Consider the following 16,125-nt stretch of genomic DNA (forward strand, 5'->3'; position numbering starts at 1 on the left):
GGCGTGGCACCATGTGGCTATGGCCGTTCCCCGCAAGCTTCTTAGCCACGACGAGGTCGTGGTGCGACACATGCACACCCACCCCAAGGTCCTCCTGTGGCGTATCTCCCTGGAGATCGTCCTGCTGGCTGCGGCCATCACCGGGACGGTCCTGGCTCCTGACTCCTGGAACCCCTGGGGACTGGGCGCGATCTGGGTGCTGTTCCTGGTGATCTCCGTCCCGCTGTTCCTCCTGCCCTGGATGCGCTGGGCGTGCACCACCTACACGGTCACCACCAAGCGCGTGATCACCCGTGCAGGGATCATCAACAAGACCGGGCATGACCTGCCGCTGACGCGGATCAGTGACATCCAGCAGGAACGCACCATCACTGACCGGATCTTCGGGGCGGGCACGCTCAGCCTGCAGACCAGTGCGGACGATCCCCTCCTGCTCGTGGACGTGCCCCAGGTCCAGACCGTCCAGGTGGAGATCTCCAATCTCATCTTCCACGACCCCCAGGGCGCGATCGACGCCGACCCCACGCGCTGAGCGGGCCGGGGCCCCGGTGGCAGCCGGCCGCGCCTGAGGCCGGGGAATGCCGAGGCCGGGCAGGACGTTGGGGCTGAGGCAGCCGACGCCGTCGGACACCACCGTCCCAGGAGGCCCCATGAAGCTCAGTGTCCTCGAACAGATTCCGCTCTTTGCCGGGCGCAGCCCGCGCGAGGTGATCGGCCAGCTCGTGCGTCTGGGCCAGGGCGTCGAGGGGGCCGGCTTCGACCGGCTGTGGATTGCCGAGCACCACAACACCTCGGCCTTCGTCTCCTCCGCCCCGGACCTGCTCATGATGCACGTGCTGGATGCCACCGAGCGCATTCACGTGGGCTCGGGAGGGGTGATGGCGATGCACTACGGCAGCCTGCAGATGGCTGAGCGCTTCGCCACCCTGGCCACCCTCCACCCCGGACGGGTGGACATGGGACTCGGGCGCGCCCCGGGTGGGGACATGCTGGCGGCCCACGCCCTGAACCAGAACCGGGTCCTCGATCCCGACTCCATCAACGTCCTCATCGAGGAGACCAAGGGCCTGCTGCTTGACGAGCTGCCCGCTACCCACCCCTACGCCGGGATCACGGTTAGCCCGCGCCCGTCCGTCATGCCCGAGATGTGGTTGCTGGGCTCGTCCGGGCAGTCCGCGGCCTGGGCCGGCGAGCACGATCTCAACTACGCCTACGCGCAGTTCTTCACCGGTCACCAGGACCCGCGCGTCATGGAGCACTACCGCGCCCACCTGCCTGAGGGCGCCACCAGCGGCCAGGCCCTGTCCGCCCTGTGCGTCTCGGCCGCCGCCACTCGCGAGGAGGCCTGGGAGCAGGCGCTGGTAGCCGGCGACTTCCGCCTGACGCTGCGCACCGGTCGCGGCTCGACGGAGGGGTTCCGCACACCTGACCAGATCCCGGCCGAGCGCCGCGAGCAGGTGGAGAGCTACCTGGCTCAGGACACCTCCGTGATCATCGGCACCTATGACGAGGTCGCCGAGGTCATCTCCTCCTTCGCTGCCAACCACGGCACCGAGGAGATCATGCTCATCAGCTATATCGACGACGTCGAGGCCAAGATCCGTCAGTACCGCGAGCTCGCTCACCGCGTGCTGCCCACGCGCTGACCTCCACGGATCTGCACTCCGATCCCGGTACGGTCGAGGCATGACCTCCTACGCGCCACCGACCTGCACCCCGGACCAGGCTGCTGACCTGCGCAAGGACCTGGAGGCCACAGGCTGGGGCGTGGACGCCGTCGCCCACCTGCTCGGCGAGGTGGCTGACGCCGCGCTGCGCCGTGAGATCCGCCTGCCTGCCCTGCGTGCGCTGGGGCGCGTCCTGGCCGAGGACCGCTCCGCCGGCGCGACCCCGACGCCGACGGCGGTGCTCACTGCCCTGTTCATGCTTGGGCAGGCCGTGCCCGCCCGTGAGCTGGACTGGGCGCTGCGGCGTACCCGCACGGCAGGAGCCGTGGCCATGGGCCTGGTGGAGTCCCTGCCTGAGGAACCCAGCCAGGGCGCGGCGCGCGGGCCCCTAGTCCGGGCCTGCGTGGACCTGCGCCCTCACGAGGTGAGTGGTCTGGGCCAGGACGGTGCCGACCTGCGCTGGTGGGTTGCCTCGGACCTGGGAGAGCTGGAGACCGGGCGCGCCCTGGAACCGGACCACGTGCTGGGGATCGGAGGCGCCGGGCTGACGCTGGCCAGCCTGACCCCGCGTCAGCCTGTGCGCACCGCCCTGGACCTGGGGTGCGGCTGCGGCATCCAGGCCCTCTACCTCCTCCAGCACGCCGAGCACGTGGTGGCCACGGACATCTCCACCCGGGCGCTGGCCTTCACCGCTTTCAACGCCGCCCTGGCCGGGGCGGACCCTGAGCGCCTGGAGCTGGTTCAGGGCTCCTTCCTGGAGCCTGTGGCCGGACGCCGCTTCGATCTCATCGCCACCAACCCTCCGTTCGTGCTGACCCCGCCTGCCGTGCGCGAAGCGGGGCTGCCACTCATGGAGTACCGCGACGCCGGGCGCCCGGTGCTGCCCGAGCTCGTGCCCGCGCTGGGCGATCACCTGGAGGTCGGGGGCACGGTGGTCATGCTCGGCAACTGGGAGCACCACCGCTTCCAGGACTGGCGCGAGCGCGTGGAGGCCTGGCTGCCTGCGGACGTCGACGCGTGGGTCATCGAGCGCGAGACCCAGGACCCGGTGGAGTACGCCACCATGTGGCTGCGCGACGGCGGTGCGGTGCCGGAGAGGGACCTGGCTGGTTTCGAGGCGGCCCTGGGCGCCTGGATCGAGGACTTCGAGGAGCGTGGCGTGGAGGAGATCGGCTTCGGCTACCTCCTGCTGCACCGCCCTGACCCCCAGCACGACGGCGGGACCCGCCAGCCCTGGCGGGTCCTGGAGGAGGTGGCGACCCAGCCGACCGGCCCGCTGGCCGAGCACCTGGCGCGCTCGGTCGAGGTGCGTAGTGGCCTGGCGGCCATGACCGACGCGCAGGTGGCCGAGCTCCACCCCGTCCTGGCGCCTGACGTCACCGAGGAGCGTCACCTGCGTCCCGGAGACGACGAGCCCACGGTCATCCTGCTGCGGCAGGGCGCTGGCTTCGCCCGCACCATCCAGGCTGACACGGCCCTGGCGGCCCTGGCGGGAGTGGCTGACGGCGAGCTGAGCGTGGCGCAGGTGGCCGACGCCGTCGCCTCACTGCTCCAGGTGGACCCGGCCGCACTGCGGGCGCAGATGGTCCAGTCCACCAGGCGGCTGGCCGCAGACGGGTTCGTGGAGCTGTGAGTACCCAGCGCGCGGCTTCCCTCGGGCGCACCGCCGTCGTGCTGCGGCGGCGTGCCGTGGCCCTGGCGCTCGCCAGCTTCGCCACGGTGCTGGGCAGCTGGTACCTCATGGTGGCCACCCGCGCCGGCCAGCTGGTGGAGCAGGCCGCGATCACGGGCTCGTTCATCGGGGCCCGCTTTGTCACCAGCCAGGCTCGCTGGCTGCTGTCGACCGTCTCGATGCCCGCGGCGGTCGCCCTGGTCATGGTCATCCTCGTCATCGGCCTGTGGGGCAGCGCCCGGCGGCGTGCCTGGTGGGCGGCGGCCGTGGTGGTTGCCGTCAACGTCTCGACCCAGGTCCTCAAGCACTGGGTGCTCACGCGCCCGGACTACGGGGTGAGCCTGCGCTACGACGGCGCGAACACCCTGCCCTCGGGCCACACGGCGATGGCCGCCTCGGCAGCCGTGGCCCTGGTGCTCGTCGTCGGTCCAGCCTGGCGGAGCGCTGCGGCGTGGGCAGGTGCCGCCCTGGCGGCGCTCATGGGCTACTCCACCCTCGTGTGCCAGTGGCACCGACCGGCTGACGTGGTGGCGGCCATCGCCCTGGCAGTGGGCTGGGCGGCCCTCGCTGTGGCCTGTGGGGCCTGGAACTCACCTGCTGACCTTGATCCGCCCCGGCTCCCGCGTGCCGGTGGCGACGGCGTGGCTCGCCGCCCGCGTCACCCGCGTCACCTGCGGGTGCTCGTGTGGGGCGGAGCGGTGTGCGGCGTGCTCGGCGTGGCGCTGACGGTGGTGACCTGGGTCCGCCTGGAGAACGCGGCGAGCCGAACGGTGTCCTTCATGGCCTACGTCGGTGGCGCGCTGGGGACGGTGGCCGTGGCTGCGGTCGGGATCGGGCTGCTGGCAGGCCTGGGGCGGCCGCGTTCGTGAGGCACCGTGGGCGCCGTTGCCCCCAGGCTCAGGACGGGCGAGGTCGTGCGGGGTCATGCGGTTGCGGTGACGGTCCCGCTCGTGTGAAGGTCATGCCCGGTACGCTCTTCGCAGTGCCGATGTCCTTCACGCGTCTCAAAGGAGAACAGGATGACCACCGATGCGACCGCCAGCTCTGAGGAGGCACTGCTCAGCCAGTCATCGACCCGGTCTGGCGATGTCGCCGACTCGCGGCTGAGCCCTCAGCTGGCTCGTGCGGTGCGGGCCCTGGCCGCCCGAGGTGCTGTGCTGCTGCGCAACGAGGACCAGACGCTGCCGCTGCAGGCCAGCGAGCCGGTGGCCTTGCTGGGCCGTGTCCAGAAGGACTGGATCGCCGTCGGCTACGGCTCGGGTGGTGACGTCAACGCGCCCTACGTCACCAACCTGCTGGACTGCCTGCGAGAGCAGGGCGTCGCCGTCGACTCCGAGCTGGCAGCCCTGTACGAGCAGTGGTGCCAGGCCAACCCCGTCGACCCAGGCACGGAGTGGGGCAAGTGGCCGCTGAGCTTCCCTGAGATGGAGCTGGCTGACGACGTCGTCGCTGCGGCCGCGCAGCGCGCGCGCACCGCCGTGGTGGTCATCGGCCGGGCTGCAGGTGAGGACCGTGAGTCCGTCCTGGAACCGGGCTCCTACTACCTCCAGGACGCCGAGCGCCGCCTCCTGGAGCAGGCAGTGCGTTCCTTCGAGCGCACCGTGGCCGTCGTCGTCACCGGCAACGTCATGGACCTGGCCTGGGCTGAGGAGCTGGGTGTGGACGCCCTGCTGCTGGCCTGGTGCGGTGGCATGGAGGGTGGCCGCGCCATCGCGGACGTCCTCACCGGTGCCGCCGAGCCGGGCGGTCGCCTCACGGACACGATCGCCCGGACCTACGAGGACTACCCGTCCGCTGGCCACTTCGGTGACCCGGAGGCCAACGAGTACACCGAGGACGTCTTCGTCGGCTACCGCTACTTCGAGACCTTCGCGCCCGAGGCGGTCCTCTACCCCTTCGGCTTTGGTTTGGGCTACTCCCAGCACGAGATCACCGGCGAGGGCGTGGAGCTGACCGAGGACGGCGCCTGCGTGGCCGTCACCGCCGTCAACACCGGAGACCTGCCCTCCTCGACCGTCGTCCAGGTCTACGTGGCCAAGCCGGGTGGAGGCCTGAGCCAGCCCGTGCGTGAGCTGGCCGGCTTCGGACGCACCGAGCAGCTGGCACCGGGTGAGGGTGAGGAGCAGGTCATCGACGTCCCCTGGCGGGACATGGCCTCCTACGACGACTCGGGCGTCACCGGCCACCGCTTCGCCTGGGTCCTGCCGGCCGGTACCTACACCTTCTACGTCGGCTCCGACGTGCGCTCGGCCCAGGCTGCCGGCAGCGTCGAGGTCGAGGAGACGCTCGTCGTCGAGCAGCTGGAGCAGGCTGCGGCCCCCGCCGCGGACCACCCCTTCGGGCGTCTGGCGCGTCAGGAGGACGAGTCCGGGACGATCGTGCGCGGCTCGGAGCCTGTGCCGGTCAGCGAGGTGGACCTGCGTGAGCGGATCCTGAGCCGCCTGCCCCAGGCCCTGACGCCTGCACAGGGTGAGGGCGAGCCGGCGGTGCGCTTCGAGGACGTCCAGGCGGGCCGAGCTAGCCTGCAGGACTTCGTCGTCTCCCTCAGTCCCAAGGACCTGTCCTGCCTGGCCTACGGTGACGTGACCATGGACTCCCCGCTGGGTGCCAAGGGCAATGCCGGCGCGCTGGGCGGCGTGACGCAGGAGCTGCGCGCCCTGGGTGTGCCGCCGTCGATCACGACTGACGGCCCCTCGGGGATCCGCCTGGCGGCGACCGCCTCCCTGCTGCCTTGCGGCACGGCCCTGGCCTCGACCTGGGACCCGGAGGCCGTGGAGGAGATGGCGGCCCTGCACGGCGAGGAGATGGCGGCGCTGGGCTCGGACATCCTGCTCAGCCCCGGCATGAACATCCACCGTGACCCGCTGTGCGGGCGCAGCTTTGAGTACTACTCCGAGGACCCGCTGCTGACCGGCCTCATGGGCTCGGCGGTGGTCTCGGGCGTCCAGTCCACCGGTCGGGCTGCCTGCCCCAAGCACTTCGCGGCCAACAACCAGGAGACCAACCGCATCTTCAATGACTCGCGGGTCTCCGAGCGCGCCCTGCGCGAGATCTACCTGCGTGGGTTCGAGATCGTGGTGACCGAGGCGGCTCCCAAGGTGCTCATGACCTCCTACAACAAGGTCAACGGCGTGTGGGCCCACTACCACTACGACCTGGTGACCACGATCCTGCGTCGCGAGTGGGGCTACGAGGGCCTGGTCATCACTGACTGGTGGATGCGCATGGCTCAGGACCCGACCTTCCCGGCGCTGCGTGACTCGGCCTACCGCGTGCGTGCAGGTGTGGATGTGCTCATGCCCGGTGGGGACAAGCACTTCTCCACCGTCCGCGATGACGCGATCATGGACTCCTACGGCCAGGAGGAGGGCATCACGCTGGGTGAGATGCAGGCGACGGCGGCGCACGTGCTGCGCTTCCTCGTGTCCTGACTGACTGCTCCTGGCTGAGGAACGGTCCTCGCGGAAGGACGTCCTGGCTCGGGAGGTGTTCTCGCTGGGGAACGCCTTGGCCAGGGAGCTGTCTTCACATGAGGAACATGTGGCCCGGGAGCTGTCCTGGCTGAGGAAGATCTTGGTCCGGGAGCCTGGGGCCGTGGTGCTGTGACGAGGCGCCCCCACAACCATCAACGGTTGCGGGGGCGCCTTCTCGTGTTGTTCGCCGCTACCCCGTGGTGCCCGCGGCTACCCCGTTCTGTCCTTCGCTACCCCAAGCTGCTGCTCGCTACCCCGTCGCGCGCGCTAGGGGGTAGCGAAGAGCGCGAAGGGGTGGCGACGGCGGTAGTGATGGTGCGCTAAGGGGTAGCAGACCTAGGCCGCGGGCAGGTGGACCGTGAAGGTGGTGCCGTGCTCTCCCGCGGGGGATTCCTCGGCCCGGACCGAGTCGACGGTGAGGACGCCGCCGTGCGCCTGGACGATGGCCAGCGCGATGCACATGCCCAGGCCCGTTGAGCCGGTGCGCCGCTCGCGTGAGGCGTCACCGCGGGCAAAACGCGCGAAGAGCCGGTCCCGGACGGCTGGGCCGATCCCTGGGCCATCGTCTGAGATCGAGATGACCAGGTGCCCGACGGACGGCGTGCGCGGGAGGGCTCGGGCGCCCAGGCGTTGTCCTCCATAACCGCCGGCTGCGGGGGCACGGGGCGGGTGTCGTAGCGCAGGCTCGTCACCACGTGCGTGCCAGCGGGAGTGTGGACACGGGCGTTGGTGAGGAGGTTGACGAAAACCTGGCGCAGTCGCGCCTCGTCCACCATGAGCGCTGGGAGCTCGGCCTCCTCGCCGTCCTCGGCCTCCGCCGCCTCATCGCTGTCCTGTGAGGAGGACCCCTGCGCCGGGGCGTCAGCCAGCGCGGACAGGTCGAGCTCCCACTGCTGGTTCGGGCCGGCCGCTCGGGCGTCGGCAACGGTATCGAGGAGGATGCCCAGCAGGTTCGTCTCCTGGTAACGCAGCTCGCGACCTGCCTCCAGGCGGGCCAGGAGCAGGAGGTCCTCCACCAGGCCGGTCATGCGCACGGCCTCGGAGCGGACCCGGTCCAGGGCGTGGACGGCGGAGACAGGCAGCTCGACGTCGCCCCCCTCCCGCTGGATGAGCTCGGTGTAACCGCGGATGGAGGCCAGAGGAGTCCGCAGCTCGTGGGAAGCGTCAGCCACGAACTGCCGGACCTGGGTCTCCGAGCGCTGGCGCGCGGCCAAGGCCGAGTCAACATGGTCGAGGAGGATGCTGAGCGCGGTACCGACCTGCCCCACCTCCTGGGAGGAGGACAGGTCCTCATCATCCACGCGCTCGTCGATGCGCACCTCGCCGTGGGCCAGGGGCTGGGAGGCCACACGCTCGGCCGTGGCGGCCACACGCTCCAGCGGCCCGAGGGAGGCGCGGACCATGGAGCGCCCGACGGTGGCGGCGATGACGGCGCCGATACCAGCGATGATGGCCTCGACGAGGAGCTGGGTACGGATGAGCTCGTTGTCCGAGGCCATGGACAGGCCGGTGATGACGATCTTGCCGGTCTCTGACTCCTCGCTCACCAGGACCCGGTACTCGCCCAGCGAGGCGACGGAGGTGCTCACGGGCCTGCCAGTGACCTTGAGGGATAGCAGGTCCGAGATCTCCTCGGAGGAGAGGTTCTGGTAGACCCCGTGGGCGTCGATGTACCCCGCCTTGACGGCGCCAGAGGGCGAGGCGACGACGCTCAGCGTGCCGGTGGACTGACCAGCGGCATCGAGCCCGGCGGGAGGATCCTGGGCAGGCCTGCTCTCGGGGGAGATCGCGCCACCGCTGTCTTGCGCCTGGGTAGGCCGGTCCTCAATGTCATGACGGCGCACGGCGGCACGCTCATTGGCCGCCAGGAGCTGGGTGTCCAGGCGGTCCATGAGGGTGTGGCGCAGGGTGAGGGTCGAGAAGACCCCCATCAGCGCGCTCATGATGAACATGAGCCCGAGGATGCCGACGGCCAGGCGCGTGCGCAGGCTGTGGCCCCGGGCGGCAGAGGCCCGCGGGCTGTCGTCACCGGATCCTGACGCGGTCTGAGAAGGCGGAGGGGTCACGGACACCGGGGGAGAGTACGCGGGGGCGCCCGGCGCCGCCCACACCTCAGCGCGTCGGCGGTGCGGCGTCCGCCGGCTTGAGGACGTAGCCGACTCCACGCATCGTGTGGATCATCGGCTCGCGGCCCTTGTCGATCTTGCGGCGCAGGTAGGAGATGTAGAGCTCGACGATGTTGTCCTGGCCGCCGAAGTCGTAGTTCCACACGCGGTCCAGGATCTGCGGCTTGGACAGCACACGGCGGGGGTTGCGCATGAGGTAGCACAGCAGCTCGAACTCGGTGGCGGTCAGGTGAATCTCCGTGTCACCGCGCCAGACCTCGTGAGAGTCCTCGTCCATGCGCAGGTCGCCGACCTCCAGCACATGGTCGTCCTGCTCGGCGTGGGCGCCGGAACGGCGCAGCAGGGCGCGCAGACGTGCCACAACCTCTTCCAGGGAGAAGGGCTTGGTCACGTAGTCGTCGCCACCGGCGGTCAGTCCGGACACGCGGTCCTCGACCGCGTCCTTGGCTGTGAGGAAGAGAACGGGGACAGAAGGCTGGCGGCCACGGATACGACGCATGACCTCCAGGCCGTCAAAGTCCGGCAGCATGATGTCCAGCACGACGACGTCGGGCTCGATCTCCTGCGCGGCCTGGACAGCCTTGACACCGGTGGCCGCAGTCGTCACGTCCCAGCCTTCGTAACGAAGCGCGGAGGCGAGAAGGTCGGCCAGCATCTGCTCGTCGTCGACGACAAGAACTCGTACCGGAGAGCCGTCGGGCGCGTCAGGGTGGTAGCAGGGGTACTCATAGCCTGAAGTCAACACGAGTCGTCTGTGATGAGGCTGTGAAAATGTAAGAAGTCTGTGCGTCGCACCAGTGCGTTACAGTCGGGACGTCCGCGGCTGCCGTGCCCTGATCCTATGCACAGGCGTCCGATACTCGCACTCCGGCCCCGAAGAAGGTTCACGTGTCCAAGAAGCTCGTCATCGTCGAGTCGCCGAACAAGGTCCGCTCGATCGCGGGGTACCTCGGCTCGGACTTTGACGTCGAGGCCTCCGTCGGGCACATCCGCGACCTGGCCCAGCCCTCTGAGCTCCCGGCGGCAGAGAAGAAGGGGCCGTACGGCAAGTTCGCCGTCGATGTCGAGCACGGTTTCAAGCCCTACTACGTGGTCAACCCGGACAAGAAGAAGACCGTCGCCCAGCTGAAGAAGGCGCTCAAGGACGCTGACGAGCTCTACCTCGCTACCGATGATGACCGCGAGGGAGAGGCGATCGCCTGGCACCTGCTGGAAGTCCTCAAACCCAAGGTCCCCGTCAAGCGCATGACCTTCACGGAGATCACCAAGGAGGCGGTCACCCGAGCCCTGGAGTCCACCCGTGAGCTGGACACGGACCGGGTCGATGCCCAGGAGACTCGCCGCATCCTCGATCGCCTCGTCGGCTACGAGGTCTCGCCGGTGCTGTGGCGCAAGGTGCGCGCGGGCCTGTCGGCCGGGCGCGTGCAGTCGGTGGCCACCCGTCTGGTGGTCGAGCGCGAGCGCGAGCGCATGGCCTTCAAGGCGGCCGGCTACTGGGGCGTGGAGGCCGAGCTGGGGACCACCGGCTCGCTGGAGGAGTCCGGACGCACCTTCACCGCACGGCTGGCTACCCTCGACGGCCGCCGCGTGGCTACGGGACGTGACTTTGGTGACGACGGCGCCCTGCGCCCGGCCGCCGTCAAGGCTCACACCGTCCACCTCCACGAGGGCGGGGCCCGCGCCGTCGCCGACGCCGTCATGGCCTCGGCCCCGACCGTGACCGAGATGGAGACCAAGCCCTACAAGCGCCGCCCGGCGGCGCCCTTCACCACCTCCACCCTCCAGCAGGAGGCCTCGCGCAAGCTGCGGATGAACCCGCGCGAGACCATGCGGGTGGCTCAGGGCCTGTACGAGAACGGCTACATCACCTACATGCGTACGGACTCCACGGTGCTGTCCGGCCAGGCCGTGGCGGCCGCTCGCGCGCAGGTGGCCGAGCTCTATGGAGCGCAGTACGTGCCGGCCAAGCCACGCCTGTACGCCACCAAGACCAAGGGCGCGCAGGAGGCTCACGAGGCCATCCGCCCGGCCGGAGACCACTTCCGCACTCCGGCCCAGGTGGCCGGTGCGCTCTCCGGCGCCCAGTTCCGCCTCTACGAGCTCATCTGGAAGCGCACCGTGGCCTCGCAGATGGCCGACGCCGTCGGCCAGACCGCCACGGTCAAGGTGGAGGTCCCGCTCAAGGAGGCCAAGGGTGGGGCCCGGGACTCCGGCGTCACCTTCCGTACGGCCGGCTTCACGGCGTCGGGCACGGTCATCACCTTCCGTGGCTTCCTGGCCGCCTACGAGGAGGGCCGGGACGCTGAGCGCTACGAGGCCGAGCCGGGCAAGGCGGGCGCGGCAAGCGCCGGTGAGGTACGCCTGCCGGCTATGGAGGTCGGGGACGTCCTGGACGCCAAGGTGGCCGAGGCCTCTGGCCACGAGACGACGCCGCCGCCGCGCTACACCGAGGCGAGCCTGGTCAAGGCCCTGGAGGAGCGGGAGATCGGACGCCCCTCGACCTACGCGGCGACGATGTCCACCATCGCTGACCGCGGTTACGTCGAGCACCGGGGCCAGGCACTGGTACCCACCTGGCTTGCTTTCGCCGTCACCCGGCTGCTGGAGGAGAACTTCTCCGAGCTGGTTGACTACGACTTCACGGCCTCGATGGAGGCGGATCTGGACCGTATCGCCGCCGGCGAGGAGGACCGGGTGGCGTGGCTGACCCGCTTCTACTACGGGGACGGCGACGGCCAGGGAGCGCAGCCGGGCGAGGGGCCCGAGCAGGGCCTGAAGGCCATGCTGGACAACCTCGGCGAGATCGACGCCCGCGCCGTCAACTCCATTGAGATCGGTGAGGGCATCACGCTGCGGGTGGGGCGCTACGGGCCCTACCTGGAGGATGAGGAGGGCAAGCGGGCCAACGTCCCGGCCGGCGTCGCCCCGGACGAGCTGACGGTGGCCAAGGCCAAGGAGCTGTTCGAGCGCGCGGCTGACGACGGGCGCGAGCTGGGCGTGGACCCCTCCACCGGGCACGTCATCATCGCCAAGGACGGGCGTTACGGTCCCTACGTCACCGAGGTTCTGCCGGAGCCGGAGGGCACGCAGGAGCCGCAGGACGAGGCTGCGCCGAAGAAGCGGACGAGCAAGGCCAAGACGGGCCCGAAGCCCCGGACGGCCTCCTTGTTCAAGAGCATGGGCCTGTCCACGGTGACGCTGGAGCAGGCGCTGGACCTGCTCAGCCTGCCGCGGGTGGTGGGCCAGGACGCCGAGGGCGTGGACATCACCGCCCAGAACGGCCGCTACGGGCCCTACCTGAAGAAGGGTACGGACTCCCGCTCCCTGGAGAGTGAGGAGCAGCTGTTCACCGTGACGCTGGAGCAGGCTCTGGAGATCTTCGCCCAGCCCAAGCGCCGGCGTGGTCAGGCGGCTCCCAAGGCTCCGCTGCGTGAGCTGGGCACGGACCCGGTCTCGGGGCGTCCCGTGGTGATCAAGGACGGCCGCTTCGGTCCCTACTTCACGGACGGGGAGACCAACGTGACGCTGCGTCGCGGTGACGACCCGGCCACGGTCACCCCGGAGCGGGCGTATGAGCTCCTGGCGGAGAAGCGGGCCAAGGGGCCGGCCAAGAAGCGCACCACCCGCAAGACGACGGCGAAGAAGACGACGACGAAGAGGAAGACCTCCGCTCGCGGATGATCTCGGGGCCTGTCTGCCAGGCGTGAGCCAGACCGTGCGCTCGCGGACCCCGGGCCTGACCGTGCGGGCTTCCTCCCGCCGCCCTGCGGGCGAGTCGCTCGCGCAGGCCTAGCCGGAGCCGACTGTCGCCGCGGGTGGGTGGCGCGGGCAGATTCGTGTCCCACCCTCCGGCTACCCTGGCGCCGTGACCCACGAACACCGTGACCTGCCCCTCGCCCCCGGCTCCCAGGCCGGGCCAGGCCTGTTCCTCAGCTTCGAGGGCGGCGACGGCGTCGGCAAGACCACCCAGATCCACCGTCTGAGTGGTCTGCTGGAGGCCGCCGGGGTTGACTGCCTGGTCACCCGCGAGCCCGGTGGGACCGAGCTGGGCGCCGAGATCCGCCGGCTCCTGCTGCACGGGGGCGAGGTCTCGGCGCGCGCTGAGGCGCTGCTCTACGCCGCGGACCGCGCCCACCACGTGCAGACCCGGGTGCGCCCGGCCCTGGCCAGGGGCGGCGTCGTCATCACGGACCGCTATCTCGACTCCTCGGTCGCCTACCAGGGGGCGGCTCGCAGCCTCGGGTCCCAGGAGGTTCGGGATCTGTCACTGTGGGCCACCCAGGGCCTGCTGCCGGACCTGACCATCCTGCTGGACGCCGAGCCTGGGATCGCGGCGCGTCGTGCGGGCGAGCGTGCGGCCCTGGACCGCCTGGAGCGTGAGCCCAGCTCCTTCCACGTCGCCCTGCGTGAGGAGTTCTTGGCTCTGGCGGCAGCGGAGCCAGGGCGCTTCGTCGTCATCGATGCCGATCGCGGCGTCGAGGAGGTCGCCGAGCAGGTTACGGCCGCGGTCGTCAGGCTCATCCGCTCCAGGACTGAGTCTCCCGGTGGCCATGTCCCTCAGGCTGACGCCTCCCACAGCCAGGTCCCTCACCCAACAGGCGGCGCCTGGGCTGCTCTGAGCGCCTTCGCGGCCACCTACGGCGGCAGGGAGGTGGGACGATGAGCGTGTGGGAGGACGTCGTCGGCCAGGAGCAGGTGGTGGCCACCTTCCAGGCAGCTGCTGCCGCGGCGCGTCTGCGAGCCCTGGAGCGTGAGGACGCGGGGACGGCGCGCGAGGCTCAGACACGGCCGGGTGGAGGCGCCCAGGGCGGCGTGGACGCCTCGGCCATGACTCACGCCTGGCTCGTCACTGGCCCGCCGGGCTCCGGGCGCTCGAACGCGGCCAGGGCCTTCGCGGCTGCCTTGCAGTGCACCGGGCCGCAGCCTGGGTGCGGGCAGTGCAAGGCCTGCCGGGACGTCATGAGCGGCTCCCACCCCGATGTGGTTCGCCTGGCCACGGACAAGCTCCTCATCACCATGGAGGAGGTCAAAGAGCTCATCGGTGAGGCCCAGCGTCGGCCCTGGACCGGGCGCTGGCGCGTCATCCTCGTCGAGGACGCCGATCGCATGGTCGAGCGCACCACGAACGTGCTGCTGAAGTCCATCGAGGAGCCCCCGCCCCAGACGGTGTGGATCCTGTGCACCCCCTCGGCTGACGACGTCCTGCCCACCATCCGCTCGCGCTGCCGCCTGGTGACGCTGCGGATCCCCCCGGCGGACGCCGTCGCCGAGCTGCTGGTGCGCCGTGACGGGGCGGATCCCGCCCTGGCAGCCCGGGCCGCGAGGGCCAGCCAGTCCCATATCGGCCTGGCCCGCCACCTGGCGACCGACCCTGGCGCGTGGGAGCGGCGTCGTCGGCTCCTGCTGGCACCGGTGAGCCTGCGCAGCGTTGGGGACGCCGTGCTGGCGGCCGCCGAGCTCGTCGACAGCGCTGAGGCCGAGGCTAAGGAGGCCACTGAGCAGCGTGACGCCGCTGAGAAGGCCGAGCTCCTGCGTGCCCTGGGCATGGAGGGAGACGCCAAGGTTCCCCCGGCGCTGCGTGCGCAGGTCAGGCAGCTGGAGGAGGACCAGAAGCGGCGGGCCAAGCGCGCCCGCACGGACGTCCTGGACCGGGCGATGATCGACCTCCTGTCCTTCTATCGCGACGTGCTGGCCACGCAGATGGGATCGGACGTCGAGCGGGTCAACACGGACCTTGACGAGGTGGTGACGCAGGTGGCGCGCAGCACCGGTGCTCCCCAGTCCCTGGCCCGGATCGCGGCGATCGAGGAGTGCCGGGAGCGCCTGCGCTCCAACGCGGCGCCGCTGCTGGCGGTCGAGGCGCTCATGGTCCAGCTCCGTCCGCAGGCCTGAGGCTGGCTCTGCCCGGCGCGAGTGTGCAGGTAGCGCCTTGGCAGTGCAGGACGAGGCTGCACACTGGTTGTCACACCTGCACACTCACGGCTCAGTGACCGGCCGCTACCTCGCGCTCGCGGGCCGGAGCGAGCTCGGTGGCCGCCCAGGTTGACAGCAGGGCCAGGGCGTCAGCGCTGGGCGAGCCCGGCTCCACGCCGTAGAGCAGCATGGTGAGGTCAGGGGCGGTGCCCATCGTCGCCGGCTCGTAGGCCAGGTGGATCTCGCCGACCACCGGGTGGTTGATGATCTTCTCCCCGCGGCACATGTAGCGCACGTCGTGGCGTGCCCACAGGGTCGCGAACTCGCGGCTCGTCGTCGACAGCTCGCCGATAAGCGCCTGGAGACCGGGCTGGGCGGGGTCGGCTCCCGCCGCCAGGCGCAGCATGGCGACGAGGTCCTCAGCCCCCTGCTCCCAGGTAGGGAAGAAGCTGCGTGAGCGCTCGTCCAGGAACATGAAACGAGCCATGTTGGGGTGTGGGGAGCGCACTGCCTCGCACGGGTCGAGGAAGAGCGGGGAGTACAGGGCGCGGGCCAGGTCGTTAGCCGCCACGTAGGTGCCCACGGCGTCGCGCACGGCCGCCGGGTTGGGCGTGGAGTCCAGGATCCACTGCACCCCGGGACGCACCGAGCGATGGGCTGGCCGCTGGCTGCGCCGCCTGGTCTGCCCGGTGGGGGAGACGGCCTGGGCGAGGTCGAAGAGGTGGTGGCGCTCGGCGTCGTCCAGCAGCAGGGCGCCGGCAATGGCCTCCAGCACCTCCTGCGAGGCGCCGGACATGTTTCCGCGCTCCAGCCGGGTGTAGTAGTCCACGCTGACGCCGGTCAGCATGGCGACCTCTTCGCGGCGCAGCCCAGGCACACGTCGGTGTCCCCCACCCACCGGCAGGGCAACCATCTCCGGTGTGACGCGGGCTCGGCGCGTGGTGAGGAAGCTCTTGATCTCGGCACGCGCATCCGTGGTGGAGGACGTGGCGGTGGCATGAGTGGCAGCAGGACGGCCGGTGGAGGTCATGGCCCCAGGGTAGGAGGCAGGCTGCCGGTGGAGGAGGCACCGTCAGTTCCCCTGTGGCGCCCTTGCCGCCCCTGCGCTCCGGTCGGCCCGACTGCGCAGCGGAGGGCGGGAGGCGTCGTCGTGCCTGACGACGGCGCAAATCGGCTTGAAGGAGGAGTGACCACCCGCCGAGGCGCCCGTAGGCTGCCAGGGTGATCACGACGTCCTCGCCCACGACCACCACCCACGCGCCTGGGACTCCCAC

At 70.6% G+C, this 16,125-nt stretch carries 11 protein-coding genes and 1 pseudogene; 8 read left to right on the forward strand and 4 right to left on the reverse strand.

Annotation, left to right across the window (positions count from 1 at the left end; genetic code table 11):
- The first annotated feature begins 19 nt into the window (after positions 1-19).
- The 5 genes from CYJ26_RS06990 (at position 20) to CYJ26_RS07010 (ending at position 6,770) form a co-directional block, all read left to right on the forward strand.
- Entirely contained in the window at positions 20-532 is a 513-nt protein-coding gene (locus tag CYJ26_RS06990) for a PH domain-containing protein (RefSeq protein ID WP_034235982.1), read from the forward strand.
- A gap of 118 nt (positions 533-650) precedes the next feature.
- Positions 651-1,646: an MsnO8 family LLM class oxidoreductase gene (locus CYJ26_RS06995; RefSeq protein WP_101638190.1), complete on the forward strand. Its 996-nt coding sequence runs from the start codon at positions 651-653 to the stop codon at positions 1,644-1,646.
- Between the two features lie 40 nt (positions 1,647-1,686).
- Positions 1,687-3,300 (forward strand): DUF7059 domain-containing protein, encoded by a 1,614-nt coding sequence (locus CYJ26_RS07000; RefSeq protein WP_101638191.1) that lies wholly within the window; start codon positions 1,687-1,689, stop codon positions 3,298-3,300.
- A complete protein-coding gene (locus CYJ26_RS07005) occupies positions 3,297-4,208 on the forward strand; it encodes a phosphatase PAP2 family protein (RefSeq protein WP_006547998.1) in 912 nt (303 codons plus the stop codon). The genes CYJ26_RS07000 and CYJ26_RS07005 overlap by 4 nt, the downstream gene beginning before the upstream one ends.
- A gap of 150 nt (positions 4,209-4,358) precedes the next feature.
- A complete protein-coding gene (locus CYJ26_RS07010; protein WP_101638192.1) occupies positions 4,359-6,770 on the forward strand; it encodes a glycoside hydrolase family 3 protein in 2,412 nt (803 codons plus the stop codon).
- 378 nt (positions 6,771-7,148) lie between these two features.
- Here the strand turns inward: CYJ26_RS07010 and CYJ26_RS11055 are convergent, their stop codons facing one another.
- The 3 genes and pseudogenes from CYJ26_RS11055 to CYJ26_RS07020 all read right to left on the reverse strand — a co-directional run bounded on the left by CYJ26_RS11055 (position 7,149) and on the right by CYJ26_RS07020 (position 9,683).
- The gene (locus tag CYJ26_RS11055; RefSeq protein WP_316083636.1) at positions 7,149-7,439 is read right to left on the reverse strand and encodes an ATP-binding protein; all 291 of its coding nucleotides are present in this window, start codon (positions 7,437-7,439) and stop codon (positions 7,149-7,151) included.
- 410 nt (positions 7,440-7,849) lie between these two features.
- Positions 7,850-8,764, reverse strand: a pseudogene (locus CYJ26_RS11190) (histidine kinase dimerization/phospho-acceptor domain-containing protein); the annotation flags it as partial.
- Positions 8,765-8,924: 160 nt separating this feature from the next.
- On the reverse strand, positions 8,925-9,683 hold the full coding sequence (locus tag CYJ26_RS07020; protein ID WP_006548002.1) for a response regulator transcription factor: 759 nt from the start codon (positions 9,681-9,683) through the stop codon (positions 8,925-8,927).
- A 143-nt stretch (positions 9,684-9,826) separates the two neighbouring features.
- Here CYJ26_RS07020 and topA point away from each other — a divergent pair, with 143 nt between their 5' ends.
- The 3 genes from topA to CYJ26_RS07035 all read left to right on the forward strand — a co-directional run bounded on the left by topA (position 9,827) and on the right by CYJ26_RS07035 (position 14,830).
- Entirely contained in the window at positions 9,827-12,619 is a 2,793-nt protein-coding gene (topA, locus tag CYJ26_RS07025) for a type I DNA topoisomerase (RefSeq protein WP_101638193.1), read from the forward strand.
- Between the two features lie 184 nt (positions 12,620-12,803).
- Positions 12,804-13,601, forward strand: coding sequence for a dTMP kinase (gene tmk / locus CYJ26_RS07030; RefSeq protein ID WP_006548005.1), 798 nt, complete (start codon positions 12,804-12,806; stop codon positions 13,599-13,601).
- On the forward strand, positions 13,598-14,830 hold the full coding sequence (locus tag CYJ26_RS07035) for a DNA polymerase III subunit delta' (protein WP_048681534.1): 1,233 nt from the start codon (positions 13,598-13,600) through the stop codon (positions 14,828-14,830). Before tmk ends, CYJ26_RS07035 begins: the two co-directional genes overlap by 4 nt.
- Positions 14,831-14,921: 91 nt before the next feature.
- On the opposite strand, the gene CYJ26_RS07040 is transcribed toward CYJ26_RS07035, so the two are convergent.
- A complete protein-coding gene (locus CYJ26_RS07040; protein ID WP_052039783.1) occupies positions 14,922-15,881 on the reverse strand; it encodes a helix-turn-helix domain-containing protein in 960 nt (319 codons plus the stop codon).
- Positions 15,882-16,125 lie beyond the last annotated feature (244 nt).

It is taken from the genome of Actinomyces urogenitalis (assembly GCF_002861525.1).
GTDB classification, from domain to species: domain Bacteria; phylum Actinomycetota; class Actinomycetes; order Actinomycetales; family Actinomycetaceae; genus Actinomyces; species Actinomyces urogenitalis.

Excerpts from the sequence above, each read along its gene's own strand:
- CYJ26_RS07010 (WP_101638192.1), top strand. The coding sequence starts at position 4,359 with ATGACCACCGATGCGACCGCCAGCTCTGAGGAGGCACTGCTCAGCCAG.
- CYJ26_RS06990 (WP_034235982.1), top strand. The coding sequence starts at position 20 with ATGGCCGTTCCCCGCAAGCTTCTTAGCCACGACGAGGTCGTGGTGCGA.
- CYJ26_RS06995 (WP_101638190.1), top strand. The coding sequence starts at position 651 with ATGAAGCTCAGTGTCCTCGAACAGATTCCGCTCTTTGCCGGGCGCAGC.
- CYJ26_RS07000 (WP_101638191.1), top strand. The coding sequence starts at position 1,687 with ATGACCTCCTACGCGCCACCGACCTGCACCCCGGACCAGGCTGCTGAC.
- CYJ26_RS07035 (WP_048681534.1), top strand. The coding sequence starts at position 13,598 with ATGAGCGTGTGGGAGGACGTCGTCGGCCAGGAGCAGGTGGTGGCCACC.
- CYJ26_RS07040 (WP_052039783.1), bottom strand. The coding sequence starts at position 15,881 with ATGACCTCCACCGGCCGTCCTGCTGCCACTCATGCCACCGCCACGTCC.